Genomic DNA, 26,685 nt, shown 5'->3' with positions numbered 1-26,685 from the left:
CCCGTCATGCCTCACTGATGAGTGCTTCAATGGCTGAGACAGGACGATGAGCATGATCACCTGTGATCGAGTGGTCGATCCGGCTTAGCGTGTGTTCGTTGAGAATGTGTCGAAGTGTTCCCATCGAACGTGGATCAGCCACAAGCACGAAGCGGCGATCGGGTTCGGCACCCGCCCATCCATCCATTTGTGCTGCGAGTGCTCCGATGAAGCGCTTCTCTTCTTGCTCATGCCAATCAGTGTTTCCGACAGCCGAACTCTGTCCCGCTGGTCCAGGATAACGGCCTGGCTTGTCGGTTCCTTGCCCATGCGTGGGCGGATTGACGTGGTCGTCAAAACTGACGATCCGCAGGTCCAACCGGTCAGTATCGCCTTGATTTTCGTAAACGACATATTTCCCGGCATCGCAAACGACGACCCAGTCTCCATTTCTGAGGTGCATTCTTTCCTCCCTGTTCGTTTCCTCCTTCAGGGAAGATAGTCCAGAAGACGAGAGAAGACGATGCGTAACATTCCCGACACGGTTTCAGCCTGTGACGGCGGCAGAGCTGTCTGTTGCGCGCTGCGTTTTGGGCGTTGCACGGATCTTCACCTTCGCGCCACGCTCCAATTGGCGAGGTGGGTGGATAACCACGCGGCTGCCTTCGTCAAGACCGCTGAGGATCTCTGCATACGTCCGGTTGGTATGCCCGACTGAAACACTTTGCCATTGGGCTCTGCCATCGGAGATCACGAACACAGCCCAGCCATCTGCATCCCGGAACAGCGCTGACATGGGAACAACCAATCGGCTGGCACCTTCCCAGACCGCGATATTTGCGACGAAGCGGTACCCATGCCCAAGGTTTTGTCGTGCCGACGGGTCGTTGAGGTCCATAATGATGTTGACCCTCTGCTCTTCTATTCCGAGGGCTGAGACTTTGGTGAAACCGGCAGGTTCGACGCGGCGGACCCGGCCCGGCAGCGGGGGGCCACCCCAGTCCGTAAACATCACCGGATCACCTGGCTTCACCCGTACGGCTTCTTCCGAGAGAAAGTCGGCAACACATTCGAGGGAGTTCAAGTCTCCGATTTCGACGATGGGAGTACCCTGTGCGATCGGCCCCTCGCTTTCGCGGTCAACCGTCAGGATCTGGCCGGAGAGAGGCGCGATGACCGCGACCGTATCGCTGCCATTCTGAGTTTCGCTGGGCATCAGGGCTGCGCGGGCGGCAGCGAGTTCCTGCCGTCGCACACCAATGACAGCTTCACCGGAGCGCAGGGCGAGATAGCCTTCGCGTTCAGCCGCTTCAGCATTGTCGACCGCCTGTTGGGAAACAGTCGCGGATTCAAGCAGCTTTTTGGCGCGATCCAGGTCGCGCTTGAGACGATTGTGTTCGGCGCGAAGGCGTTCTGCATCTGCACGGGCCGCTGTGAGCGCTGCCTCCGCTGATGAGACATTCGATTTCAGTTGCGCTGTCACGCGGGCCGGCAGCAGCGGCGGCAACAACGGGCGTATTGTGGAGATAACGGTTTCTCCCACCGTCACCTGGTCTCCCGGTTCCACCTCCACCCTGGACATGGTACCGTCGAGGGGCGCTGACAGCACGAAGACATCGCGGACCCTTGTCATGCCATCATCAGACACTGTGACCGTCATGTCGTCGCGTGCAACATATGCGGCATCTACTTCAATCGCGCGCGGCGAAAAAGCCCACATGAAGCCCAGAAATGCCAGAACGGCGAGCCCTATCCAGATACGTATACGGACTGATGGCATCTTCATTCCCTTGTCTTCAGAACAGCAATGAGGTCCAGTGAGCGGACCCTGCGGACGACGAACAATGCGGCAATCGTGGAGGATAAAAGAACAATCAGTGCCGCAATACCAAGTGTTGAGGGATTCACCGTAACGGGAATCCGATAAAGTTCTGTTGCCATCGCTGTCGCGATCAGGTGAGCGAGGCCGATGCCGCCAATACATCCAAGAGGGATGCCGATTAGCGCAATTATCGCCAACTCACCGAGCAGGATGTAGCCGACTTCATTATTCGTGAAACCGAGGACACGGAGGCTGGCCAGTTCCCGTCCACGCTCTGTCAGGCTGATGCGGGCCGCATTGTAAACAACCCCGGCAGCAATGGCGCCGCCGATGACGGCATAAATTCCCATCATGATGTAGATGGTTTCCTGAAGTGTCTCCTCGAAGGAGGCGGTCGCCGCCGCGCGCAGCGAGACGCCGGCTATTCCCGGGCGCTCGATGACGCTGTTCTCAAATGCCTTTTGATTGTGGGGGTCCAGTTTCAGGTAGGCGCCTGACACGGTAGGCGGCTGGTCCAGCAGCGCGTTCATCGCCTCCAGGTCCATGAACGCTGGAGTGCCAACAGATTCGTCAATGATCGCCGTGACAGGCAGGTCCGCGACCGGCCGGGTCGCATCCAGAATATGGGCCGTCACGGTCTCGCCCGTCGTTACGTCCAGCATGCCAGCCAACTGGGACGAAAGAACAATTCCTGTGGAGGGGATGTCGACATACCGTCCGTCTGCAGAGAGGATGCGTCTCAACTGAGCGTCTTCAGGTAGCCCTGAGATGCTGACCCGTTCAGACCTGTAGCCCGATACCAGTCTCGCCGGCACATCCCGGACCCCTTCTGCAGACATCACACCGGGTAGGCGGGACAGTTCTGCCACTGCGGTATCATTGGGTGCTTCGAAGAAGGTAACCGCAGCATCGTGTGCGTTTGTGCGGAAAAACATCTGGTCCATCATGTCATCAATGGCATCGAAGCTGAAAAGCGTTCCGATCAGCAGGGTGACCGCTGCGGCAATGCCAAAGAGGTTCGCGCCCGTACGTGCAGGAAACCGGAAAATGTGGCGCAGGATGAGGCGCGTCGGTTCGTCCAGCCAGCGCATCTGTAAAATATAGCGTAGCCAGCCCTGATGATAATTCACCGGTGGGGCAGGTTGCATGGCTTCGGCTGGCGAAAGTTTTGCGGCTCCAAGTGCTGCGCTCATCGCGCCGACTATTGCTGAGCCCAGTGCTGCGACCGATCCGGCAACCAGTGCGAACGCGTCGACTCGCCAGGTGAGGTCCGGGATCCGGAACGTTTCGGCGTAAAGATGGGTGATCAGGTTCTGGAGTACGAAGCCGAGTGCGCAGCCTGCGAGCACGCCGCCTGTCGTGATTGCGATGGCAAATTTCAGATAGTGCCAGGTGATCTCCCTGCGCGAGTACCCAAAGGCTTTGATCAGGCCGATTTGCTGGCGTTCCGTCTGGATTAGCCGGTTCAGGATGGAATGTATCAGGATTGCCGATACGACCAGGAAGACGGTGGGAATGATTTGCGCCATTGTCTTGAGCTGGTTCATCTCGGAATCGACAAATGCATTGGACAACTGGTCCGAGCGATCGAAAGCGCCTGTGCCTCCATACGGTGCAAGGACGTCATCAGCCTGATCAATTACGGTTTGAGTGTCGGTTCCAGGTGCGACGGTCAGGCTGACACTATTAAAAGCACCGTCGAGATCAAAAGCGGCTTCCAGCGCGCGTCGCCGCATCCAGAAAATTCCGAACAGGCGATCATCGGGCAGCAACGTGCCGGGGCCGAGCGCATAGATGAATTCAGGACTATCGCCGATTCCGACCACGGTCAGTGATCTCAGACGACCGTTCATCACCGCTTCGATGGCGTCGCCCGTGTTCAGGTCATTGGCTTCTGCGAAAGCGTTTGAGATGATGATTTCATCTGGTGAGCGGGCTTCGGGATAACGTCCGTGGAACAGGACAAGCCGGTTCAGGATGCTTTCGCCCTCGTCCGGCAGGGATACAATCTGGGCGTTGGCCGGCTCTTCCACTCCTTCAATGCGCAGGATCACGAGCCGCACGATGCGTGTTTCCACTGTCTGCACCCCGTCGATTTCCCGGAGGCGCAACGCTGCGTTTTCAGGCGCGCGGCGGACCGAAGCGAAGACATCTGCGAAGCGATAGCGCTCATAGTATGCATCGCGGCTGGCCCGCAGGGTGCTGAGTGTTCCAAGCGCCATCACCATGATCGCGACGCCGCAAGCGACGATGATCCCGACGGCGATCGCCTGTCCGCGCATGTGCCAGATATCACGCAGCAACTTTGTATCGAGAGGTGAAAGGCCCTTCACCAGGATATCTCCGTCGGCTTTAGGCGCCGGTTGGGCCTTGTCTCCTCAATGATCGCCCCGTCCTGCATCCGCAGAACGCGGTCGGCGATGTCGCCAATGCCGACATTGTGGGTGATGATCAGCATTGTTGTTGACAGTTCGCGGTTCACGCGGTCGAGCGCTTCGAGCACGCGGATACCTGTCTGGCTGTCCAGTGCGCCCGTCGGCTCATCGCAGAACAGGATCTGGGGCCGTTTGGCGATGGCACGCGCGACAGCGACCCGTTGTTGTTCTCCACCCGAAAGCTGCGCCGGAAAGTGCTTCACCCGTTCACCCAGGCCGACCAATTCGAGCGCCTCATCCGGTTTCATCGGATGATTGGCGATCTCGGTGACCAGAGAGACATTCTCCCGGGCGGTCAAACCGGCGACAAGATTGTAGAATTGGAACACAAAGCCGACGGAACGTCGCCGGTACCGGGTCAGTTCGGCATCACTCGCATGGGTCAGATCCTGGCCCTCGAACTGGAGCGTGCCGTCTGTTGCACGGTCCAGTCCGCCAAGAATATTCAGCAGCGTAGATTTTCCGCTCCCCGAATGGCCGAGCAGGACAACCAGTTCGCCGCGCTTCAGCGAAATGTCCACACCACGCAAGGCCCTGACGGCGACTTCACCCGTCACAAACGAGCGTTCCAGACCTTTGCCTTCCAGCAAAATATCCGGATCGGCGGCTGACTGGCTGGACTTGGTGGCAGTGCTCATATGTTTTTCTACCCTGACGTCCCCCTTATTACCAATAAAGGCGCAAACTTCTGCTACGTAGGGACGCGTATTGAATCGGACGATTTTCCGCTATGTTGTCCTTTGAGATCATTTTACCCGGAATGGAGATTTCAAGTGGACATCAAGGATATCAGCGTTTGTATGGCTTCGCCTGACGGGGACAAGGCCGCTTTCGACTTCGCTCGCGCGCTCGCCTCGTCCAAAAATGCTCACCTCAGCTGCGCCGCGTTCACGGTTCTGCCGCCGATGATCCTTGGATATGGTGATGGATCAGCTGGTGAGGTCTACGCCTCGATTCTTCAGCAGACGCGGGATACAATGTCCAGCGCATGGACGAAGTTCGAAGAGAATTTGGGCGTTCTGGATACGCCCGTGGAAATGCGCCATTTCGAGGCGTTTCCGAACCGGGTGGAGGCATTGTCTGCGATGAATGCCCGCCATGCCGATATTGTCGTCGTGCGGGCACCAGGAAAATCTGACGAGCAACCGCATGCCGACATGCTGGAAGGCGTTCTGCTTGGAGGTGGCCGTCCCGTGCTGATCGTGCCGGAAGACTGGAGGGGTACGACAGTCGGAGAGCGCGCCATGATCGCTTGGGATGCCAGCCGTGAAGCCACTCGTGCCATGCATGACAGCCTGCTGTTGATGTCGGACGATGCAAAAGTCTGCGTCGCGACCGTTGATGCAAAACCCGGTGATACAAGTCACGGCGCCGGTCCTGCCTGGGACGTCGGAGCTCATCTCGCCCGCCACGTAGGAGACGTCGAAGTCAGGAATGAAGACAGCATTGGCCGTTCCACAGCGGAAGCACTGATGGACGTTGCGACCTCATTCGATGCTGACCTGATCGTCATGGGAGGATACCGACATTCCCGCCTGCAGCAGGCATTCCTGCCAGGTGTGACGCGCACCTTGCTTCGTGAGGCAAAGGTGCCTCTGCTTCTGTCGCACTAAGGGGACTCGGATGAAGAAAGTCATTCAGGGCGATCGTGCTTTTGACCTCACCATAGACCCGGATGTCGCCTATCGGATTGCCGTTCTTGCCCAATCATATCAGGGCGAGGGCATAATGCCGATGGAAGAGGACGATGTGGTCGACAGCGATATTGGGGATGATCCGATCACGGATTTGGAGGCGATTGCGGACGAAGCTGAAGAGCCACACGAAGATGTGCTGGACGATGAACTGGAAGGCTTGATCCGCGGCCTCAACATCGATGCCAAACACGACCTCCTCGCATTGATCTGGGTCGGCCGTGGTGACTATGAGGCGAGTGATTGGGCTGCGGCACGCCGGGCTGCCCGAGAGGCGGAGCCGTTCGACGTGACGGACTATCTCGAGGAGTTGCAAATGGGCAGCGACTATATCGAGAATGCTCTGGAAGCCATGGGCTATCCGCCACCGGACGAACTGTCCTGAGCTGAGGAGGGGAGGTCGGCTGCCGTGAATTCGTTGCTGCCTCCCCACTCACTTGCGCCGGTATCCGAAGACATCTGGCAGAGAAAATACCGGTTCAGGAACGAGACCCGTGTCGAAGAAACATGGGCGCGCGTCGCAAAGGCCATAGCGGCTGTTGAACCAGGTAGACAGGATGTTTGGGCTGGCAGGTTCCAGGACCTGTTGGCGGACGATCGGTTTCTTCCCGGCGGACGCATCCTCGCCAATGCCGGAACCGAACGTAACGCGACCTTGCTGAACTGCTTCGTTATGGGGGCGCTGGACGACTCCATTGATGGCCTTTTTCACTCTCTTCGCGAAAGTGCCATCACATTGCAGGCTGGTGGTGGGATTGGTCTCGACTTCTCACCGATCCGGCCTGCTGGAACTGCAGCGGTCCGCACAGGAAATGTCGCCAGCGGACCGGTCTCCTTCATGCATCTGTGGGACGCGATGTGCGAAACCATGACAGCAGACCGTACCCGCCGCGGCGCGATGATGGCTGTTTTGCGTTGCGATCACCCCGACATGGAATCTTTCATCGACGCGAAAACTGAGACGGGCGTGCTGTCCCGGTTCAATCTGTCAGTGCTGATCACCGATGATTTCATTCGTTCGGTTGATGCCGATTCTGACTGGCCGCTCGTGTTTGATGGCAAGGTCGTCCGCGTGGTCAGGGCAAAGCATCTTTGGGGAAGAATGCTGGATGCGGCTTATCAAGCAGGAGAGCCCGGCGTCCTGTTCATTGACCGCATCAATCGCGAAAACAATCTCGGCTATGCCGAAACCATTCATGCCTGCAATCCATGCGGGGAAGTGCCTTTGCCGCCCTATGGGGCATGTGATCTCGGTTCGATCAATCTGACGCGTTTTGTCCGGGAACCGTTCACACACGGAGCATCATTCGACTTCGATGGCGTCGCTGAAACTGCGCGGCTGGGTGTCCGTTTTCTCGACAATGTTCTGGACGTTTCACACTATCCATTGAAAGCACAGGCCGAGCAAGCGCATGCCGGGCGCCGCATCGGTCTTGGGATCACCGGTCTTTCAAACGCCTTGATCATGCTCGGACTCGCATATGACAGCGATGAGGGACGCGAATTTTCGGCCCATGTTCTCGGCATGATGCGCAACGCCGCTTATGAAGCGTCCGTCGATTTGGCGGAAGAGAAGGGAAGCTTTCCCTTGTTCGAAGCGGAGTCGTTTCTTGATCGGCCATTCACGAGACGTCTGCCTGAAGCGCTGAGAGCCTCGATTCGTGAGAAAGGTATCCGAAACAGTCACTTGCTGGCGATCGCGCCGACCGGGTCGATCAGCCTCCTCGCGGGGAATGTTTCTGCCGGCATTGAGCCGGTGTTTGCTGCGTCTCTGGATCGACGTGTCAGGCGTATGGACGGCGGATATGATACGATGGCGATTGAGGACTATGCATTCCGCCTATGGCGTGAAAGCGGTGGTGAAGGTCTGCCGCCAGCATTCGTCACAGCGGGAGAATTATCGCCTGACGCTCATCTCGCCATGCAGGAGACCGCGCAGGGATTCATCGACAACGCCATTTCCAAAACGATCAATGCCAACAATGACATGCCCTACGAATCTTTCGAGCGGGTCTACCGAAAGGCATACGATCTTGGGCTCAAAGGGTGCACCGTCTATCGGCAGGGCAGCAGGGGGGAGGATGTGCTGATGCCCGCGTCGGTCGGAGCCTGGTGCACATCGGATACCTGCTGACCGGCAATGCCTGACGAGGGTGTAATGTTGTGGTGCTAGGCGTACGCCCCTGGCGGGTCTAGACTGATGATGCTGACTGAAAGGGACTCACATGCTTCTGCGACGCACCGGACTCCTCGCCATGGGCCTGGCAACAGGGCTGACAATGTTGGTGGCATGCAATTCGACACCATCTGCGGAAACAGAAGCTGCTGCATCAGCTGCGCCCCCGGTCGAGGAGGACGCAGCGCAATTTGCTTATGACAGCAAGATCAAGGTCGGCCGGCTGATTGCGGAAACGCGGTGTTCCACCTGTCACGCTATCGGTACGACCGGCAACAGCCCTCATCAGGATGCCAAACCTTTCCGGCAATTGTCCGAAAACTACCCGGTTCGAAATCTTGAAGAGGCGCTTGCCGAAGGCATCGTGGTCGGTCACCCGGATATGCCCATGTTCGTGCTCAGCCCTTATGAAATCGACGCACTGATTACCTATCTCGAAAGCATTCAGGAGCCGCACCCGGCCTGACCTTCTTGATGATCACGTGCCGGGACAGACAGCTACGCGTTTTGAGCGCTGGTCGATGGCGATGACATAGGCCTGCAGGATGTGTCCGCCGACCACTGGTTCCGGGAAACGCTCCGACACGCGAGCTTCTACGTTCGACGTGACTGTTTCTCCGATGGTGATGGGACCGGACACGATTCCCAGGCCGGTTTCGACCGTTGTGTTTGTCAGCCTGGCCCGTCCAGCTGTTTCAAGTGGGGCGGAGGATACCTGGTCGTAGAGCGCCTGAGGCAAGACGAGCGCCACGCCTGCGCCCGTATCGAGATTGGCTTCCACTTTGACGTCTCCGATGGTGACCGGAATCCGATAAGGCCGCTCATAGACGATCGAACCTTCATTTACAGTGCTAAGGCCTATCGTCTTTGAATAAGTGAGCGTCTTGTTCGGAAAGTCTATGACGAGCAATCCGTCGTCAAAGAAGTCCCGTCCGACGATGCCGGAGATCTCTGCGCCGGCTGGGGCGCTGCTGCTATAGTCGCGACTGATGAGTTCCAGGTCCGTGCGGATCAGACCGCCGACGTTCAGCGAGTCGATCTTTACGGTGTCTACGTCCGAAACAGTGACACCATCGCTGGACTCGGCCTTGTCGGCAAAGGGCAGGTTCAACTCGTCGGTCAGACTGGCATCGGCGCGCCCAAGGCCACTCGCGCCAGTATCCACTGCAAAAGTGAATGGGCCCTGACCGTTTACCTCAGCCTCAATGTAGACTCTTCCGTGTACGATATTGAATGGGAGGGAGACGGTTGCTTGGTCATGTGCATGACTTGCAATGTAACAGGCAGTGGGTGCCAGCTGGTCTGTGTCCGCAGCTGCGTTTCCAGCGCAAGTCAGAACAGTTGCTGCCGCCAAAAAGTATCCCGCGTGCCGTTTGTGTTTTGCCCGCAGTTTCATCTTATCATCCTTATCGTGGCTGGCGCGTTGGCGCCGAATGACAAGGAGATGCGATCAAGGGCCCAATTGGATGCAGAGCTACTGCGAATGGAAGTCAGTCATTGCGAGTGGGGTCAATCGATATTTCTGGCGAAAGGTCCGGATCAACCGTGACTCCGGTAACCTGCCGTTCCAGCATCCGCACAATGGGTGGGGGCCAGCTGCCTTGGTGAAGGGTGTGCAGGATAATCAGATTCTCCCGGTCGGCATGGGTGCGCCGCTCATTGTGCAGGACGTAATCCATCCATCGGCCGAACCGGTATTTCTCGATCCAGACGTCCGGGTCGCTCAAGTCTCGCACCAGCGCCCAATTGCGCGCCCCGTCACGCAGGCGCACGCGACGGCTCTCGTTCATGGCAGCCAGGAAGCGGGGTATGTCTTCCTCGCGAATGCGGTAATGCACAGCGATGTGCACTGGCCCCGCACGCGGTTCGACTGGCACTTTCACATCCGGTGTTTTCCAGCGGCCGACCAGTTCGAGATTGAGATCCTGCACCTCCGGCAGGCGCAGGAAGAAGCCGGCAATCAGGCCGATTACCTGTACGCCTGCCATGATCAGGATTGCTTCTGCGATCCCATGATGTTCGGCGAGAAAGCCGCTCATCCAGCTTCCTGCGGCCATCGTCCCGAAGACGCACATCTGGTAAAGTGACAGCGCCCGGCCCACGACCCAACGCGGCGCAGACATCTGCACCGTCACATTCATTGTTGCCATGGCGAGCAGCCAGCCCCAACCGAAAATGACCAGCCCCCCCACGGTCAGGAGCAGCCAGGGGCTGAGGGCGATCACAATGGCCCCCGCAATCATGGCCAGGACAGTCAGTCGGATTATGGCTTCATTGGTCAGACGCGCCCGCACCGGTCGATTTGAAAGGGCGCCCATGACAGCGCCAACCCCGAACGAGCCAGACAGGATGCCGAAGGTTACAGCGCTGCCACCGACGAGATGGCTCGCGACCAATGGCAAGAGGGATGGCACACTCGCTGCCGCGAAACCGAACAGGGTGGCCCGGAACATAACCCTGCGAATGGGCGGAGACAGGGTCACATAGCGAACCCCGGCCATCATCGCCGTTCCGAGATCTTCCCTCAGACTCGGCCGGGTCGGCTTTTCCGGGCGCCAACTGAACAGAACCCATATAATTCCGAGATAGCTGAAGGCATTTACCGTGAAAGCTGCTGCAGAGCCGAAGGCGGCCACGATCGCGCCGCCAAGCGCCGGGCCGGCGGTGCGGGCCATATTGAAGCCCATGGAATTCATGGCAACAGCACCCGCGATCGTTCCGCGGGGCACGATGTCGCCGACGGTGGCTTGCCACGACGGCGCATTCATGGCCGTGCCGCAGCCGATCAGGAACGTGAACCCAAGCAAGGCCCAGGGCGTCAGGTGTCCGAACCACGCAAAGACGCATAGCGCCACTGACAGGATGAACATCCAGCTCTGACAAGCCAGCATTACAAGGCGGCGGGGGTAGTTGTCCGCAATGGCGCCGGAGAGCAGCGCGAGGATCATGATAGGCAATGTGACGGACGCCTGAACAAGGGCGATCTGGGTTTTCGTCCCGCCCAGTTCGACCATCAGCCAGGCCGCGCCGACACTCTGGATCAGGCTGCCGAACTGTGACGCAACATTCGCCACCCAGATCCGCCGGTACAGCGGAATGGAAAACGGTGGCGGGGCGGGAGCGTCAGGCATGGTATCCAGTTCGAGTCTCAGCAGGCAATCGTGGGAGCGATTGCCGTCAGGTTCAAGATGCCGCCGTCAAACGGCTCGCACCTCAGCTCTTCTCGGTGGAGGTGTAATATGCCTGCCAGCATTTCCGGCCGGTATCATTGTATCGCACCATCGTATCGACCATTCGGAAGAATGCAGCCTGATCAGCCAGCTCTGGGGGCAGTAGCGGATCAAAGTTGATGGCACGAATGACGGCCTGGCCAATCAGGAGGGATTCACGTGCGGCTAAGTCTTTTGGAAGGTCTGGAAGACGTTCGAGACTGGCCAACATCATTTCGGTCGCCTGCTCGTATGTGCGGGCGAGGTCTTCGGTCGACCAGAGCGTTGTCCAGGGAGCACCTTCCGATCGCGCAATGTCGCTGACGCGTAGTAGGGAGATGTCTTCGTCTGCGCCGATCCCAATCAAGTCGGCGCGATGGTCTTCCAGTTTGCGCGAGAGATTTGCAGGACGAACCCAGTAGCCGGATTCCGTCTCCTTGTAGCCGGACAAGCCGAGGGCTCTTTCCCGCGCTCGCAACTGCTTGCGGTCAGTTCTGCCGAGATGCCCCGTCAGTGCGAGCAACCAATCACCCTGCCAGGGTACGATTCTGTCTGCGACTTGCTTCCACCCCTGGACCCGCCTGGTCAGTGCCCTGGATTTCGGCCCGGGTTGGTAGACGCCGCGATCCGGGCTTTCCAGCAGCCCTTCTTTGAGAAGGCGGGCCACCGCCACTCTCAGGGTTGCCGGCTCTATGTCGAAAAGTGCGGCCGCGTTTATCAGGCGGCCGATCGATTGCGGTGCCGTGAATGCACTGCTCATCAATGACAGGACCAGCGCGCGCGGTGACACATCCTTCGGATCGAGAGGCTTAAAATAATACACAGATTGACCTATACTGCCATACAATGTAATAAACGGTAAAAGAGTTCAATGGGAGAGAACCGTCGTGGCGAACCAGCTCAAATTATCTGATGTCCTGACGAAAGACGAACTGCGTGAATTGCGCAAGAAATCGAACCTCAGGGCATTCGCAACGTTGAGCTGGAACTGGGGCCTGGTCGCTGCGGCTTTTGCCATAGCGATAATCTGGCCGAACCCACTAACGATTCTTGCGGGTATTGCTATCCTCGGCGGACGCCAGTTGGGGTTTGGTATTATCAACCATGACTGCGCTCACCACGCCTTCTTCGAGAACCCGAAAGTAGATGAGTTCGTGGGGCACTACCTTGTCGGCGCCCCCATGAACATCTCACTGCCGGCTTATCGGGCCTATCACCTGAAGCACCACAAATATGCCGGCACACCGGACGACCCGGATATCGTGTTCGTCAAAAACTACCCTGTCTCCAAAGACAGCCTGCGCCGGAAGTTCGTCCGCGACTTCACGGGACGTACCGGGATCCGCGATACGATGCGCAAGATTCGGAGTTTCAGATTGTCCCGCAACTGGCCGTGGCTGACTTTCCATGTCCTGCTGTTGGGCGTGTTGACGCTGGCGGGTGCGCCGTGGGCCTATCTCATGTGGTGGGCTGCAGAGCTCTTTGTTTATCCGGCGATCGTACGCCTGCGTCAGATTGGTGAGCACGGAACAGCCAAGGACCGCACACAGCTTGATCCTCGCCTGAACACCGGCACCACTGTTGCGCCTTTCTGGCAGCGTGTTTTGATTGCCCCGAACGATGTGAACTTCCATCTGGAGCATCACATGTTCGCTACGGTTCCGCCCTACAGGCTGAAGCGGCTTCACCAGTTGCTGGCGTCACGCGGCTACTATGATGGCTTCGAGTGTATCTCGAAGGACTATATTGACGTGATCCGCCGCGCCGTACGCCCGGATGACAAGCCGGCGATGGTGCCCGCTGAATAGACCAGCTATTCGGCGTCCCTGTCCGGATTTCGTACCTGGATCAGCCCATTGGACACCATGCTCATGACGATTTCGCCATCCTGGTTGTAGATGGTCTGCTCTGTCTTCATGAGGCCCATCTCTGGTCGGCTTTTCATGCGCCGCTTGCCGATGAGCTTCGATTCCACCCGTAGCGTATCACCCGGGAAGACGGGCTTTCTCCAGCGCAGCTCATCGACCCCCGGAGAGCCCAGTCCGGCTGTCGGTTCCTGCGTGCTCCAACCTTCTACCATCATGCGCATTGTCATCGCAGCGGTATGCCAGCCGGAGGCTGACAGGCGCCCGAAATGCGTTTTCGCTGCGGCGTCATCATCAAGGTGGAAGGGCTGAGGATCGTACTTTCCAGCGAACTCGATCACTTCCTCGCGGGTGACGTCATAGGTTCGTTCGGATTTTGTGACCGTGCCGATCACCAGGTCTTCATAATAGCGCATGAGCGGGTTCCTTGAGCCTCAAAAGAAAGCCGCGCCATTCAGGCGCGGCTTGCGTTACGTCAGGCAAGAATGCCGGGCAGCTACGCCGGGCACTTCCTGAGAGGAAGCGTCCGGCGCCAGGTCGCCTCAGCGTCCGCCCATGTGAGGCAGTTCCGTCGTGACCTGGACAGCCGAAGCGGTCGTCAGCGGGTTCTTTGCCGGGGCGTGGTGGAATGCCGTCCACAGCATCAGGCTGGAGGTGCACAGCAGGTAGACGCCCAGCGCCTTTTTCAGCTTTGCAGAATCCAGGCTGTGGGCCAGTGCCGCGCCGATCGGTGCCGTGATCATGCTCATCGAGATGATCGCCAGCATCGCGACGACGTTCACGTATCCGATCGAGCCGAAGGGCAGTCCGGTTTCACCCAGGCCGCTAATGATCGAACCGATCGTGCCGGGCACAGCGATGATCGTACCGAAGCCGGCCGCAGTTGCGATCGCCCGGTGAACCGGCTGACCGGAAAGGGTCATGATCAGGATGGCCGGTGTGCCACCGCCAATGCCCAACAGAGTGCAGAAGCCGCCGAGGAAGCTGCCGAGGCCACCGCGGGCGACGCCCTTCGGCATTTCATCCGACACGGTGCGCTTGGACAGGATCGGGAACAGGAAGTGCCAGGCCATGATGAACACGCCGACGCCGAAAATGATCTTCAGCGACTTGCCGTCCAGGAAACGGGCAACGCTGAGGCCGAGGACAACGCCCAGGACAACCCAGGGCGCCCATTGCTTGAGGATATTGAAATCCACCGCCCCTCGTTTCGCGTGTGCCTGTACAGACCGGAGAGAGGTGAAGATGATCGTTGCCAGCGAAGTGCCGATGGCCACGTGCATGATTTTGTCCTCGGACATCGGTTGTCCCGATGTCGAAAGGAGGGTGAAGACGGCTGCGAGAGCCGGAACGACAACAAAGCCGCCACCGATTCCGAACAGCCCCGCCAGGAGACCGGCGAAAGCGCCGGCCACCAGCATGGACAGGATTAGCGGGAGTGCATCAGCTAGCATGGTATTCACTCGGTTTCATATTGGGAGAGAGTTTGCTGTAAGGCATGATCAGAACCGCACCGTCAGGGTCGCCTGGAAGGTGCGAGGGTTCAGTGGGCGGAAGTAGGCCGAGCCAGCATAAACGAAGGCCGTCGGAACTTCTTCATCCAGCAGGTTGTCGATGTTGAAGCGCAGGCTCACATTTTCCGGGACACCGAAATCATTCGGACCACCAAGGTCGAGGTAACCGCTCAGGACGGTGTAAGCATCCATTTCGTAGCTTTCCGAGTAGTCGGCATATCGTTTGCCGGTGTACTTACCGGAAACATTGGCAACCATCCATTCGGTTGGCTCATATGTCACACCACCGGTGAACAGCCATTCCGGGCTGTCAGCCAGGATTGAGCCAGCCGGGTTGCCGCTGAAAGCGTCTTTCGATTCAGCATGGTTGTAGGTCAGGTTGCCGTCGAAATAGACCTTGTTACCGAGGAAGTCCGGCTTGTAGACACCCGAGAGTTCGAAGCCGTAGGCCTCGGTTTTGCCTGCGTTGATGTAGAATGCTTCCGGCTGCTCAGTGGCCGGATTGATCACGCTGCCGGCAACGAGACGGTTATCGAACGAAGTGAGGAACAACGCAGCCGAGCCATAGAACTGGGCGCGGTTGGTACGGAAGCCAATTTCGTAGTTATCGGATTCCTCACCCTTCGGTGCCGGCAGGGGTTCTGTCGAAGCATCCGTGGATGCAATAGAGAAGATATCGTCAGCACCGCGCGGCAGGGCGTAGTTCTGCGAGTAGGATGCAAAGACCTGATCCGTGTCGTTGAGGTCATAGACCGCGCCGGCCATCGGCAGGAACGTGTCTTCGTAGGTCTCGCCAACACTCTGCGGGCCAAAAACCTCATAGTCATTGTAGTCGCGATAGCCTTTCAGCGAGTAGTCGACGCTGAGGCTCTTTACGCCGACTTCGACGTTGAGCTTGTCGTCCATCAGGCTGATGGTGTCTTTCAGGTAAAGTTGCGTCGTCTTGCGGTTGGAAGTGTAGTTGCGGCGGTAGTAGGCAACCTCATCCCAGATCACGTCACCATCTGCCGAGCCATTGGTCTTGTTCAGGCGTTGCTGGGTACGGTCATAGTCTTCGTCTTCATACCAGCCGCCAAATTCGACCGTATGGTTGCCGATTTCCCATTCCAGACCGGCGACGAGGCCGGTACGCGTGCCGCCAACTTCGGACAGGCCGTACTGGACGCCGCGCGGATGAACGACATCAAGGCCGGCTGCCACCTGGCGATTATAGATGTTCAGTGAGTTGGAGTAGCTGTCCGGCGAGACGCCGAAGCCGTCCTTGTCTTCCTGGTAGGCCGTCGCCGTCAGCATGACACCGGGGGCCAGATCCGTCTGGAAGTTCAGGGTGTACATCGTGTCATCACGGATGTTGATGCGATCTTCGTAGTAGCTGGTGCAGCTGGAACCGGTGAAGATCGGTGCGAAGTCGTTCCCGTCGATTACGTTATCGCCGTTGTAATCATAGACGTTCGGCATCGGATTGATACAGCCGGTTTCCGGAATCGCATCCTGATAACCGTAGAAGTAGTTGTTCTGGAACACCGACTCCGGACCAGACGGCGAGTCGTAGTCGTGGAAGTCGTTGTGAACGTAACCGAACTTGACGAACGTATCTTCGTCGAACTCGTACTTGATCTTGCCTTCGATATGCTCGCGGTCGATCGTGCCCGGGCCGCGCCAGAGGCTGCTGTCCGTTTTGGACCGGCTGACATAGGCCGACAGGCCATTCCAGTTGCCGGATTCCAGTTTGATGAAGCTGCGCTCCAGGTCGTCATCACCCATCGTGTAGGAGATCATGCCGCCGGGCGTGTCTGACGTGTCGACCGTATTGTAAGAGACGAGCGGGCCGAGCGAGGCATAGCTCGGCAGGGAAACGTCACCTGCACCCGGGGAGGCAACCACAGCGCCAAGGTTTTCGTTGTCCACGTAACGGAAGATCGGGCTGCCGCCGAACGCATCGGACCGCCCCATTGGCACGCCGTCCAGCACAAAGCCGATCTGCTGGAGGTTAAAGGCACGCACGGTGACCGAGTTACCGAATTCGTAGAGGCCCAGGGCGCCGTCGGTTTGCACGTTGAAGCCCGGCAGGGATTCCAGCATTTTCAGGCCCGAGATGCCGCCCGGTGCGGAGAGGAGTTCTTCGCGGGTAACGGCCACTGTGTTGGTGGCTTCGTCCTGCCCGATGGCGGTGTCGGCGGTCGAGACCCGGCGGCCTTCGACAACCACCGCCTTCATGGTCGCCTGTTCTTCTGCTGCCGTCTCCTGCGCTTGCGCGGCAGTCGTCATGGATGCCGCAATCAGCGAGGCAATACATATTCCGAATTTCAAACGGGTGTTGAGGCGGCGCATCGCATTTTACTCCCAGCGACTTATTGAATCTGCCCGCAAGATGTCGGCGTCGCCGGAGTGCGGGAACTGCGCACAACAGAGTGAATGTGTTAAAATCCGGATCTTGCCTGCATTCGGGCGTAATTATCCGAGGCTGAGCGTTTCTTGTGCAGTGCGATACGTCGCGGCCAACGGCGGACCGAGTCGGGAAGTCACGCTGCGCTGCCTGAAGTGGATATTGCACAATCTTGGATTGTGCGCAGGTCGAAAACGAGTCGGCGGCCGTTTGAATTTTACGACCCTGAGGGCTGGTCCCAGCTTTTCGACCAGTCGCTGAGTTGCATCAGGATACCGCCCAGTTCCCTACAGGATTGCGTGGGCTGGTAACCCGCGTCGCCAAGCTCCACCAATCCATTTTCGCGTAACAGGGCGAGGCGCTGATTCAGCACCGTCGGCGAGATTTGATCGCAGCGCTCCCGCAAGGCGCGGAATGTAAGCGGGGCATCACGTAATTCCCAGATGATGCGCAAAACCCATCTCTGACCAAGAATGTCGAGCAGCGCCATGATCGGCCGTTGTGCTTTTTTCTCACTCATCGGGAATTCACCCTCTTGCGCTACGGAAAAAGTAGCAATATGTGTCGCTACATAATATGTAGCAAGAAGGGGCCTTGTCTAGTCCACAGGAGTCCAAATGACACGCAGTATTTCTGCGCGTGCAGGTTCGCTCGCGCTCGATTCCACCTCCGCCGCTCTGACCGGTGCGGTCCTTTTGATGATCTTCGCCAGCGTGTTGCTGGTGAACGGCATCATCTGATCCGTACCGGAACGAACCGGCCATTTCAAAAAATCCTTCAATAAAAATTGGAAACCACAACATGACATCTTTTCAACTCACCACGCTGATCGCCTCCGGATTTGCCCTGGCGGCCTGCGCCAGTTCCGGTGCGAGCTATGAACCCGTTGCGGACGGTCCGACCAGCGTCACCTATGCGGCAGATCTCGAATCCTGCCAGGCGGTGGCCACTGAGCGCGGCTACATCAATGGAGACACAAGGAACAACGCCATGATCGGCGCTGGGCTGGGCATGTTGGCAGGCATTGCTGACGATGACGTGAATGACACGGAAGGTGCCGTCGCAGGGGCAATTGTCGGCGCCGTGGCGGGTGCTGGTGCGACGATGGTCGAAACGCGCAATGAGCGCCGCGACATTGTGATTGACTGCATGAAAGGCCGTGGCCACCCGGTCGTCGGCTAGTCCGGTCGCGAAAGGACGCGCGGCGATGCATCCCCACGCTGCGCGTCCAAGTTTTCAGGGATAAATGCTTGGAGCGGGTGAAGGGAATCGAACCCTCGTCGTCAGCTTGGGAAGCTAATAGGGGTCAAATTCGCAAGTTGTTCATCTTAGATGAAAATAGATAATAATGTAATAAAAACAGCATTATAAGCGCATTTTTGTCCTTCCCATTGTTGGGACAAGTTTCCTATTGATACCCATGAATTCCGTCCGTTTTCTAGCTATTTTCTAGCTGGAATTTCGGTGCATCCTTTTGTAAAATATGAGAATACCGAAAAAGTTTATCTTCCAAATGGCATGCAAATCATAATTTTGCATAGACTTTTGGAAGAACCTATGAGGATTTGGGTAGGTGGCGAAGAGAGTTGGGGAACACCGCATCACGAAACGGCTGGTGGACTCTGCCATCGCTGAGCACGGGAATCGCACGCGGATCTGGGACAGCGAGCAGAAGGGGTTTTGCCTCGTTGTCTATCCAACTGGGCGCAAGGTTTATGTCGTCGGCTATGGTTTCGGCGGCCGCTATCGCTGGTACACGATTGGGAAGCATGGCGATCCATGGACGCCGGAAACCGCCCGAGACAAGGCGAAGGAAATCCTTGGTGAAGTGGCCAAGGGAAATGACCCATCAGCGCAGAAAACCCTGGAGCGCGTTGAGCAGAAGATTGGCGCGCTGACCATCTCGAAGCTCATCGATCTCTATCTTGACCAAGGCCCGATCGACAAACCGGACAAGCGGGAGTCGAGTTGGGCAAATGACAAGAACTACCTCAACAATCATGCCCGCCGTCTTCTGGGACGGATCACAGTCGGTGATCTGAGACCGCACCATATTTCCCGGTTCCAGAATGATGTTCTGACGGGCGTATCAGCAGAAATGGCAAAGGGGTCCGGCAGCAGGGTTCGTGGCGGGCGGGGGGCTGCATCGCACGCGGTGCGTTCCTTGTCGGCAATGCTCGGCTGGGCCGTGAAGCGCGAACTGGTCGAGTCCAATCCGTGTCTCAAGATCAACAAGATACAGGATGGGGCTCGGGACCGTTATCTGACGACGAAAGAAGCCGAACGCATGTTCAAGGCGATCGATGCCTTGTTGGGGGAAGGCGAGATCACTCAGGACCAGGTTGATTGCCTTGAGCTGATTTTTCTGACAGCTGCACGCGCTTCTGAGATCAAGGCGCTCCAATGGAAAGAGGTCGACCTGGAGCGGCGTATCCTCAAGCTTCCGCCACTTCGCCACAAGACGGGTGGTGTAAAGAAGTACAAATCTTTGCCCCTGTCGGCGCGATGCGTAGAGATCCTGACGCGCCGCAGCGAAGAAGCTGATGAGGAGGCGGAGTATGTTTTCCCGTCTTCAAGAAGCGGCTCTGATCACATCAAGCGCATCAGCCATACCTGGGAGAAGATCGCTGCGCGCGCGAAGATCAAGGACTTCAGAGTACATGATTTCCGTCACGCCTATGCGTCCTTCGCAATCAATGCCGGCGAGTCGCTGAAGATGATTGGCGCCAATCTTGGGCACCAGCGGGCCTCTACCACGGAGCGTTATGCTCACCTGCTCGTCGATTCCCAGCGTCCCGTGGCAGATGGCGTCGAGGCTGCCTATGCGTTCGCGCGCAAGCGAGCTTAAGGGGCAACTGGAGGGAAGGCGTCTGCATAGACCGCCTCGGCCCAGACCGCTTCCTCAGGCGTCAGAGCAGCAAACTCATTCTCTCGCGCGCGCTGGGACAAGGTGCCATTGTTCTGCTTGAGAAATCGAAACAACAGATCGAGGCGGGCATCAGGAAAAGCCAGCCTTTGTTCAATGCGTGTCTTGAACTGGTCGTAGCGTTCAAGGAACAGCAGCTCTTCCGGAAGGTCCCTTTCGATCGTCTGGGCGACGCATTCGAACAGGAACTGGACGTGCGGTGTCGCGTCGAAGTAGCGGTAGAAATCAGCCGTCTCATTCAGGACTTCGACATTATGAGTCTCTGTTTCCCGCCACCGAATGAAGGGCAGGATACGTTCTGAATGGGAGCGGAGTGTATCCCGGTATTCGATGATGCGTGACAGAAACGCACTCGATACAGGGAAGACGAGTCCGGGCGGATTGAATCCTGAGGAAGCGAGTTGATGGTGGATCAGGTATCGATGGATGCGCCCGTTACCGTCTTCGAACGGATGGATATAGACAAATCCAAATGCAATCAGCGCTGCTGCAACGACCGGATTGAGGCCGGACGCGTCTGTATTTGCAAAATTGAGCAACCCCGCCATGAGCGCCTGCAGGTCTTCAGCCCGAGCGCTGATATGTTCGGGCAGGGGAGAGCCACTGTGGCGATCACGTTCTCCGACAAACCCTCCCTCGATGCGGTAGCCCATCCGCATGAAGCGAGCGTCTGGAATGACGATCCTCTGCAGGCGGCAGAGCTCTTCGTGGCTTAGGCGATTGCGTCCCGCCTGGGCGATGGCCTGTCCCCAGCTCTGCAGGCGGTCCTGTGGCGGGTTTTCGCCCTCGATGGCAAAGGACGACCGGGAGTCGGCGAGCAGCAGGAAGGCCGCCGCCCGGGCAACAAGATCGTTACCGATTGGCCGGATGATTGCCGCTGCCTCGCCGGCAAGGTCGCGATCGAGAAATGCCTTGATTGGCGGTGTGAGTGCGACCAGCGGACAATAGTCCGGTGACCCCGGCAAATTGTTCCGGACCCTATGGCGCTGCGAATTGGTCCCACGGCACGCAATCTGAATGTCCGGGTTCAGCGCATTTGTGTAACCTACGGCGCCAGCATCGGGCAGGTCGAGCGTGGTGCCGGTCAGCCATTCGAAGAAGAACCAGGCACGCCTTGCATACTGGCCGTTCGGACTGGCGCGAACCATGTCTTCGACCGGGGCTGCCCCGGTCTTCTGGAAGAGGGCTTTAAGGATCAACAGGTCCACGGGCTCATAGCGGAGCGCGAAGGTCAGGTGTCCGGCGAAACCTGGATCCGGCAGATGGCGCGGAGAATAGAGCTGCCAACCATCTGCAGTCATCTCTGCAAAGCTTGGCTTTGCTCCACTCAGCACGCGCGGGAGCGGGATGTCGAGGTCGAAGGCGTGGATCAGGGCCGCATAGCCGCACAGTCGCACACCTTCAGGAACGTGGCGGTCGCGAAAAACCCTCAAATCGGGCGAAAAATCATAGTTTTCGTGGGGCACGATGAAAAACCCTCAAAACGCAATTCTGATCTAATCGTATTCTTCCCGAAAAACACTCACAAAATACGAATAACGTTCAAAATGTCGAAAAATCGCGAAAAATGATCAAAAATCGAGTGTGAGCGAGGTCGCTGATGAGGTCTTCAGGGTCTAACCGATCTCCGCCCATCAATAAGCTTGTAGCCTGCTTTTCCGGCGCAAAAAGCAGGTTAAAGGCTGTTTTATTCCTCGGAGGTCGACTGAAACTGACGGTCGGAAAGGTAGGCGTCTACATCCCGCACTTTGTAATAAACTGACCGCGAGCCGAGCTTGATGTAAGGTGGACCGTCGCCCTTGCACCGCATTTTCGCGAGGGTTGAGACCGAAAGCTTCATTCGGAGGCTGGCTTCCTTCGGGTCCACGAGATCGTCATCTCCATGGCTCGACCAGTGCGGTACATCCTCAGAAGCTTTGTGGTTGTTTGCGACCTGGTTCCGGCGTGCAAGCGCGCTTTCGACAAGGTCGATCAGGACATATTCGGAAGGTTTGCCGAGACGCCGTGCCAGCGAACCTACACGTTCGCGCAGCGTGTCCGGAAAGACGTCGAGCGGATTGCCGGTCCCGATTGAGATATTCTCGTGGCGCATGCTTAAGTTCCTTCACTTATGGCGAATTGATCAGCCGGTGGAACGGGAGATGTCGGGGAGACTGCGACGTGCCTTCCGGAACCCGCTATCACTCGCGAGAAACGCTTCGAGCATGTGAGGGACGAGCACGGGTACGGCAGCGTCTTCGCCATGAAGCTGGCTGTGAACCCGCGCATAGTCTTCAAGCTCAGCGGCGAGGAATGGTTCGATCAGAACTGTCAGCTTCTGCGGTGTCTTGTCCGGCAGCGGTCCGATCTTCAGACTGGTCTTGGTCATGGTTGGTGTCCTCCTTCATAGGGTTTCAGAACGATGTCCTTGTTGACGAGTACTCCGAGGCGCCAGCCCGGCCGGATCGTGATCGAGGGCTGGACGTCGAGGTTACGGCGAACGATTTCCTGACCGGCTTCATTGGCACCGGTCTGCGCTGAGCGGCGGAGCGCCCGGGCGATATCACCCTCATCGTCGGTGCCAAGTTCGGCGCCAATGCCAAGCAGGGTCGAAAGCGCGACGCCCTGCAGCAGGTTCCAGGAATGATAGTCGACCTTGTCTTCAAGACCGGCATAGCCGCGGGCATCAACGCCGGCGAGATTGTCGATCCGGATAGAGGAGCCGTCCGGCATCACGATCCGGCTCCAGACAAGGAGGGCTCGTGACTGGCCAAACGCGATCACGCTGTCATAGCGCCCGATCAGGCGTGCGCCTTGCGGCACGAGCACGGTCTCACCTGTCACTGTGTCATAGACCGGGCTCGTCACCTGCGCGATGACCTGGCCCGGAAGGTCGGAGTTGACGCCGGTCAGCAGCGTGGCCGGGATGATCGTCCCCGCCATCAGCTGATAGGGCGAGACGGGCCTCTCGAGCCGGTGCGGATTGTAGATCGACGGATCCGGTTCCTCGCCCAGAAATTCCAGCTTCCGCACCTGCCGGTTCGGATCCTCGCGGAGTGACGATCCGAACGAACCCTCTCGGGACGGCGCAAATGCCGACAGGTCCGGAAATCTCAGCGACCCCGTTGCCTCAGATGCTACACTCCCAATAACAGTCTTCGACCCAGCACTCGACCCCACCTGGAAAAACACACCGCTCCCCCGTGCGGCATCCGTCAGTGCCGCTTCGCGTGCCCGAAGCTCGGCTTCAAGCGCCGCCAGCTGCTCGCGCATCGGATCCGTTTCAGGTGTAACTTCCTCCGGCAGCCCCATGCGCCCTTCGCGCTGAGCCTTCAGGATCGGGCCGCCGAGGTCGCCTGGAAGCGGCGGACCGAGAATGTCCTCCTTTGGCGGCAGCTCCCCGTAAGACTTCGGCAGCGCGGCCAATCCATCCGCCTCCGGATTATGCCCGGTATTGTAGAGCTCGCGCGCAGGACCGCCAGCATCTTCCTTCGGTCCCTGCAGGGCAAACGCCAGCGAGCCAAGAACGATCGCACTGCCGGTGCCGAGGAGTACCATCAGCGCCCGTTTGGAGAACCTCTTCACGGGTCGTGGTTTCCCACGGATTTCCAAGGGCTGGGGCGGAGGGGTAACTGTCTCCGTCATGGCTTCGTGCTTCCAAGGTCATTGCGCGCAATCTTCACGACATCCTGGCGCTTCTCTCCGAGGCGGAGTTCGGCACGGGCGAACAGGCGGTCGACGACATAGTAGTCGCCGGACATCCGGTAGTTGACGAGCTGGGACTTGCCGTCCCGGCCGATAACGAACAGGGCGGGCGCCTCGCCCTGGTCGAGCCGGGTCGGGAACTGGATATAGACCTTACGGCCATCGTCGAAGACGCGATCCGGCCGCCAGTGCGGCGCATCGCCGTCGATGTCGTACCGGAACTTCAGCCGGTCGAGCTGCAGTCCTGCCGGCGAGGAGGATGCCGATGCGCGCGCCGTGCTGGAGCTTGCGACCCGCGTCACCAATTGCTGGTCGGCATAGCGCCAGGAGACGGCCGCCATATATGTTTCTTCGAAGGCGCGGAGTTCGAGATGGTAAGCGCGCAGGCTCGTCGTGATGATGAGGTTCGTCTTGAGGCCGGCTTGTGTCGGCTTGATCAGGATATGGGCCTGCGAGTCCGTTCCGGTTCCCGAGACCGTATCACCCAGAACCCAGCGAACCGTGTCGCCGGCCGAGACGGAAACAAGCTCCTCACCGGGCTGGAGAACGATGTCGGTCACCTGTTCCGGCGCGCAATAGACTTGGTAGAGCGCGCCGACCGTATAGGGATAGACCTGGATCGCGTTCATGTAATTGTCGAGCGAAGGCTCAATGGCTGCTTTGCCATTTGCGGCCTCGATCGCCTGATAGGGTTTGAGGGACGGCGTCTCAGTCTTGGTCGGCATCGGCTTCAGCTGGCCGGGCACGGCACCCGTCACAATCGTCGGCGTGTAGGTGCGGTAGACCACCGGTTCCGGAGCTGGCGTGGCGTCCGCGACCTCTGTCTCTTCCACATCCGGGGCGAGATAGAGATCCTCGACATAGTCCGGTTCATCCAGCGTGATGTCGGGGCCGCGTGACGCGGGCAGGGTTTCGCATGCCGCCAAGGCAGACGAGGAAGCAAGCAGGATCAGGGCAAGGCGTTTCATAAGGTATGCTCCTATTGATGGTCTTTCGACCAGTTGAGGCCGTGGACGTATAGGCCGAGGGGATTGGCCCGGAGGGCCTCTTCGGTGCGTGGCGGATCGATGACGATCGAAAAGACGCCCGTATGCGTTGACTGGCCGGTCTCGGTGCCGTTCCGGTAGGCGGTCTCGCGCCAGCGCACGGTGAAACTGTCGTCCGAGGCCCGCACGACGCTCGTCACATCGACCGAGACCGAGCGTTTGCCGACCTCCGCAAACGGATCGTTGTCGCGCGCATAATCGTTGAGTGTCGCCGCGGCCCGGTCGGTCGCATAGGCATAGGCCTTCAGCCAGTTCTGCCGGACCACGACCGGATCGATGGAGATGGACCGCGTATTCTTCACGAACTCGGCGAGGTGATAAGCGATCTGCGCATCGGTCGGCTCATAACGCCCGTCGGCGGGACCGACGGCGCGCACAGCGCCTTCGCCGGTCAGCTCGACCACGTAAGGTGTCACGATCGATTGGGTCGAACGCCAGACAAGGCCGCCTGCGAGTACGAAGGACAAGGCCAGACTCCCCAGTGCCGCGAGCCGCCAGTTGGTCGCCTGGACGCGGGCGGAGCCGATCCGGTCGTCCCAGGCCTGCGCCGCGCGCTGGTAGGGCGTCACGGGCGCCGTGGTCTCGCCATAGCGGGTGGAGTTGCGCTTCCAGAGCATTGCCTAGTCCTCGTCTTTCCTGAGTTCGATCGATGTGCCGCCACCCGGCCGGTCGCCATCGCGCACGGCAGTTGCGGCCATCATGCCGGCGTCGCGCACATGCTGGTCCCGCTTGATGCGCCGGGCCCAGTCCGGGGAAGAGTCCGGTCCGCGAGGAGACGGCGGACCCGCGGGACCTGTGCCGCCTGTTGCGGCGAAAGCGGCCCGCGCGCCGGCCTGATGGCTGTCCCGGGGATTGCCAAACATGCGACCGGCGAGGTTCCGTGCGCCGGACGCCGCTGCGCGGACGCCTGCGCCCGCAACACCGCTCATGCCCGCCGCGGCGGCGCCGGCATCGGTCTTGCCGGAGGCAGCCGCGTTCATCTGGTAGGCCGTGCGGGCGCCGCCCGTCATCGAAGCGGCAGCGCCGACAGCGCTCCGCGCCCCACCGGCAGCGGCCCCAACCGCCGATTTGGCAAGGCTGCCGCCCGCGACCGCTCCGGCGGCAACGCCGGCGGCCGTGCCGATGGCGGCGCCGGCGCCCAGCTGCGGCGCACCGGAGACGAGCCCGGTTGCAATGCCGGGCCCGAACAGGCCAAGCGCCAGCAGGGAGAGGGATCCCAGGATTACGGAGGCGGCCTGTTCGAGCGTCACCTCGTCAGGTTGGAACGTGGAGGTGATGGACGAGAAGATGGTCGAGCCGATGCCGACAATGATCGCCAGGACCATGAGCTTGATACCGGAGGCGATGACATTGCCGAGCACTTTCTCAGCAAGGAATGAGGTCTTGTTCCAGAGCGCGAACGGGATCAGCACGAACCCGGCGAGCGTCGTCAGTTTGAATTCGATGATGGTGACGAAGAGCTGGATTGCGAGGAAGAAGAAGGCGAGCAGCGTGATGACCCAGGCGAGGAACAGGACCGCGATGATCACGAAGTTCTCGAAGAAGGCGAGCGGGCCGGTGAGCTTCTCGATCTCGTCGAGGAGCGGCAGGGCCGCATCGAACCCGGTCGCGGCGACGAAGCCCGGCTTCATGATGTCCTCGGCCGTGATCGTACCGCCGGTCGCATTGAGCCCCAGTTGCGCAAAGCTCGTAAACACAATGTCGGACAGGAGCGCGAAATTGCCAAGGATCAGGGCGAAGGCGCCGACATAGAGGACCTTTTTCAGGAACCTGCCGACAATGTCCGTGTCCGGACCCATGGCCCAGAAGAGGCCTGCCAGGGTAATGTCGATGGCAATCAGCGCGCTTGTCAGGAAGGCGACATCCGGTTGAAGGAGCCCGAACCCGCTGTCGATATAAGCGGAAAATGTCGCGACGAACTGGTCAATGACGCCGAGGTCTTCCATCGC

The 26,685-nt window shown here is 58.9% G+C and carries 26 protein-coding genes; 8 read left to right on the top strand and 18 right to left on the bottom strand.

Features of this window, described 5'->3' with window-relative positions:
* Window positions 1-4: 4 nt before the first annotated feature.
* The 4 genes from R3C98_RS09950 to R3C98_RS09935 all read right to left on the bottom strand — a co-directional run bounded on the left by R3C98_RS09950 (window position 5) and on the right by R3C98_RS09935 (window position 4,874).
* Window positions 5-442: a host attachment protein gene (locus tag R3C98_RS09950; RefSeq protein WP_371313911.1), complete on the bottom strand. Its 438-nt coding sequence runs from the start codon at window positions 440-442 to the stop codon at window positions 5-7.
* An 84-nt stretch (window positions 443-526) separates the two neighbouring features.
* Window positions 527-1,765 (bottom strand): efflux RND transporter periplasmic adaptor subunit, encoded by a 1,239-nt coding sequence (locus R3C98_RS09945; protein ID WP_371313910.1) that lies wholly within the window; start codon window positions 1,763-1,765, stop codon window positions 527-529.
* Window positions 1,762-4,134 carry an ABC transporter permease gene (locus tag R3C98_RS09940; RefSeq protein WP_371313909.1) on the bottom strand — a complete coding sequence of 791 codons (2,373 nt, stop codon included), beginning with the start codon at window positions 4,132-4,134 and terminating at the stop codon, window positions 1,762-1,764. Before R3C98_RS09940 ends, R3C98_RS09945 begins: the two co-directional genes overlap by 4 nt.
* Window positions 4,131-4,874 (bottom strand): ABC transporter ATP-binding protein, encoded by a 744-nt coding sequence (locus R3C98_RS09935; protein WP_371313908.1) that lies wholly within the window; start codon window positions 4,872-4,874, stop codon window positions 4,131-4,133. The genes R3C98_RS09940 and R3C98_RS09935 overlap by 4 nt, the downstream gene beginning before the upstream one ends.
* 162 nt (window positions 4,875-5,036) lie before the next feature.
* On the opposite strand from R3C98_RS09935, the gene R3C98_RS09930 reads away from it, so the two are divergent.
* The 4 genes from R3C98_RS09930 (at window position 5,037) to R3C98_RS09915 (ending at window position 8,572) form a co-directional block, all read left to right on the top strand.
* A complete protein-coding gene (locus tag R3C98_RS09930; RefSeq protein ID WP_371313907.1) occupies window positions 5,037-5,849 on the top strand; it encodes a universal stress protein in 813 nt (270 codons plus the stop codon).
* 10 nt (window positions 5,850-5,859) lie between these two features.
* On the top strand, window positions 5,860-6,315 hold the full coding sequence (locus R3C98_RS09925; protein ID WP_371313906.1) for a DUF3775 domain-containing protein: 456 nt from the start codon (window positions 5,860-5,862) through the stop codon (window positions 6,313-6,315).
* A gap of 24 nt (window positions 6,316-6,339) precedes the next feature.
* Entirely contained in the window at window positions 6,340-8,064 is a 1,725-nt protein-coding gene (locus R3C98_RS09920) for an adenosylcobalamin-dependent ribonucleoside-diphosphate reductase (protein WP_371313905.1), read from the top strand.
* Between the two features lie 91 nt (window positions 8,065-8,155).
* Window positions 8,156-8,572, top strand: a complete 417-nt coding sequence (locus R3C98_RS09915) for a cytochrome c (RefSeq protein ID WP_371313904.1) — start codon at window positions 8,156-8,158, stop codon at window positions 8,570-8,572.
* A gap of 12 nt (window positions 8,573-8,584) precedes the next feature.
* On the opposite strand, the gene R3C98_RS09910 is transcribed toward R3C98_RS09915, so the two are convergent.
* The 3 genes from R3C98_RS09910 to R3C98_RS09900 all read right to left on the bottom strand — a co-directional run bounded on the left by R3C98_RS09910 (window position 8,585) and on the right by R3C98_RS09900 (window position 12,138).
* Window positions 8,585-9,313: an aspartyl protease family protein gene (locus R3C98_RS09910; RefSeq protein WP_371314033.1), complete on the bottom strand. Its 729-nt coding sequence runs from the start codon at window positions 9,311-9,313 to the stop codon at window positions 8,585-8,587.
* A 283-nt stretch (window positions 9,314-9,596) separates the two neighbouring features.
* Window positions 9,597-11,237, bottom strand: a complete 1,641-nt coding sequence (locus tag R3C98_RS09905; RefSeq protein WP_371313903.1) for an MFS transporter — start codon at window positions 11,235-11,237, stop codon at window positions 9,597-9,599.
* An 82-nt stretch (window positions 11,238-11,319) separates the two neighbouring features.
* Window positions 11,320-12,138 (bottom strand): hypothetical protein, encoded by an 819-nt coding sequence (locus R3C98_RS09900; RefSeq protein ID WP_371313902.1) that lies wholly within the window; start codon window positions 12,136-12,138, stop codon window positions 11,320-11,322.
* Window positions 12,139-12,202: 64 nt separating this feature from the next.
* Here R3C98_RS09900 and R3C98_RS09895 point away from each other — a divergent pair, with 64 nt between their 5' ends.
* Entirely contained in the window at window positions 12,203-13,123 is a 921-nt protein-coding gene (locus R3C98_RS09895) for a fatty acid desaturase family protein (protein WP_371313901.1), read from the top strand.
* Between the two features lie 5 nt (window positions 13,124-13,128).
* Here R3C98_RS09895 and R3C98_RS09890 read toward each other — a convergent pair whose 3' ends face one another.
* The 4 genes from R3C98_RS09890 to R3C98_RS09875 form a co-directional block, all read right to left on the bottom strand.
* Window positions 13,129-13,596 (bottom strand): MaoC family dehydratase, encoded by a 468-nt coding sequence (locus R3C98_RS09890; RefSeq protein ID WP_371313900.1) that lies wholly within the window; start codon window positions 13,594-13,596, stop codon window positions 13,129-13,131.
* A 126-nt stretch (window positions 13,597-13,722) separates the two neighbouring features.
* A complete protein-coding gene (locus tag R3C98_RS09885) occupies window positions 13,723-14,634 on the bottom strand; it encodes a sulfite exporter TauE/SafE family protein (protein ID WP_371313899.1) in 912 nt (303 codons plus the stop codon).
* A 48-nt stretch (window positions 14,635-14,682) separates the two neighbouring features.
* Entirely contained in the window at window positions 14,683-17,025 is a 2,343-nt protein-coding gene (locus R3C98_RS09880) for a TonB-dependent receptor (RefSeq protein ID WP_371313898.1), read from the bottom strand.
* 272 nt (window positions 17,026-17,297) lie between these two features.
* Window positions 17,298-17,600 carry a winged helix-turn-helix transcriptional regulator gene (locus R3C98_RS09875; protein ID WP_371313897.1) on the bottom strand — a complete coding sequence of 101 codons (303 nt, stop codon included), beginning with the start codon at window positions 17,598-17,600 and terminating at the stop codon, window positions 17,298-17,300.
* Window positions 17,601-17,697: 97 nt separating this feature from the next.
* On the opposite strand from R3C98_RS09875, the gene R3C98_RS09870 reads away from it, so the two are divergent.
* The 3 genes from R3C98_RS09870 to R3C98_RS09860 all read left to right on the top strand — a co-directional run bounded on the left by R3C98_RS09870 (window position 17,698) and on the right by R3C98_RS09860 (window position 19,928).
* Window positions 17,698-17,820, top strand: coding sequence for a hypothetical protein (locus R3C98_RS09870; RefSeq protein WP_371313896.1), 123 nt, complete (start codon window positions 17,698-17,700; stop codon window positions 17,818-17,820).
* Between the two features lie 61 nt (window positions 17,821-17,881).
* Window positions 17,882-18,262, top strand: a complete 381-nt coding sequence (locus R3C98_RS09865; protein ID WP_371313895.1) for a glycine zipper family protein — start codon at window positions 17,882-17,884, stop codon at window positions 18,260-18,262.
* Window positions 18,263-18,653: 391 nt separating this feature from the next.
* Window positions 18,654-19,928 (top strand): tyrosine-type recombinase/integrase, encoded by a 1,275-nt coding sequence (locus tag R3C98_RS09860; RefSeq protein ID WP_371313894.1) that lies wholly within the window; start codon window positions 18,654-18,656, stop codon window positions 19,926-19,928.
* On the opposite strand, the gene R3C98_RS09855 is transcribed toward R3C98_RS09860, so the two are convergent.
* From R3C98_RS09855 to trbL, 7 genes are all read right to left on the bottom strand, one after another.
* The gene (locus R3C98_RS09855) at window positions 19,925-21,472 is read right to left on the bottom strand and encodes a Fic family protein (RefSeq protein WP_371313893.1); all 1,548 of its coding nucleotides are present in this window, start codon (window positions 21,470-21,472) and stop codon (window positions 19,925-19,927) included. The genes R3C98_RS09860 and R3C98_RS09855 overlap by 4 nt on opposite strands.
* A gap of 221 nt (window positions 21,473-21,693) precedes the next feature.
* Window positions 21,694-22,098 (bottom strand): helix-turn-helix transcriptional regulator, encoded by a 405-nt coding sequence (locus R3C98_RS09850; RefSeq protein WP_371313892.1) that lies wholly within the window; start codon window positions 22,096-22,098, stop codon window positions 21,694-21,696.
* A 30-nt stretch (window positions 22,099-22,128) separates the two neighbouring features.
* Window positions 22,129-22,374 carry a DUF2274 domain-containing protein gene (locus R3C98_RS09845; RefSeq protein WP_371313891.1) on the bottom strand — a complete coding sequence of 82 codons (246 nt, stop codon included), beginning with the start codon at window positions 22,372-22,374 and terminating at the stop codon, window positions 22,129-22,131.
* Window positions 22,371-23,570, bottom strand: a complete 1,200-nt coding sequence (locus R3C98_RS09840) for a TrbI/VirB10 family protein (RefSeq protein ID WP_371313890.1) — start codon at window positions 23,568-23,570, stop codon at window positions 22,371-22,373. The genes R3C98_RS09845 and R3C98_RS09840 overlap by 4 nt, the downstream gene beginning before the upstream one ends.
* 56 nt (window positions 23,571-23,626) lie before the next feature.
* Window positions 23,627-24,658: a P-type conjugative transfer protein TrbG gene (trbG, locus tag R3C98_RS09835; RefSeq protein ID WP_371313889.1), complete on the bottom strand. Its 1,032-nt coding sequence runs from the start codon at window positions 24,656-24,658 to the stop codon at window positions 23,627-23,629.
* Window positions 24,659-24,669: 11 nt separating this feature from the next.
* Window positions 24,670-25,353: a conjugal transfer protein TrbF gene (gene trbF, locus R3C98_RS09830; RefSeq protein ID WP_371313888.1), complete on the bottom strand. Its 684-nt coding sequence runs from the start codon at window positions 25,351-25,353 to the stop codon at window positions 24,670-24,672.
* Between the two features lie 3 nt (window positions 25,354-25,356).
* Window positions 25,357-26,682 carry a P-type conjugative transfer protein TrbL gene (gene trbL / locus R3C98_RS09825; RefSeq protein WP_371313887.1) on the bottom strand — a complete coding sequence of 442 codons (1,326 nt, stop codon included), beginning with the start codon at window positions 26,680-26,682 and terminating at the stop codon, window positions 25,357-25,359.
* Between the last annotated feature and the right edge of the window lie 3 nt (window positions 26,683-26,685).

This window comes from Hyphomonas sp., assembly GCF_041398465.1.
GTDB lineage: Bacteria > Pseudomonadota > Alphaproteobacteria > Caulobacterales > Hyphomonadaceae > Hyphomonas.
This window is presented reverse-complemented; position numbering and strand designations above follow the sequence as displayed.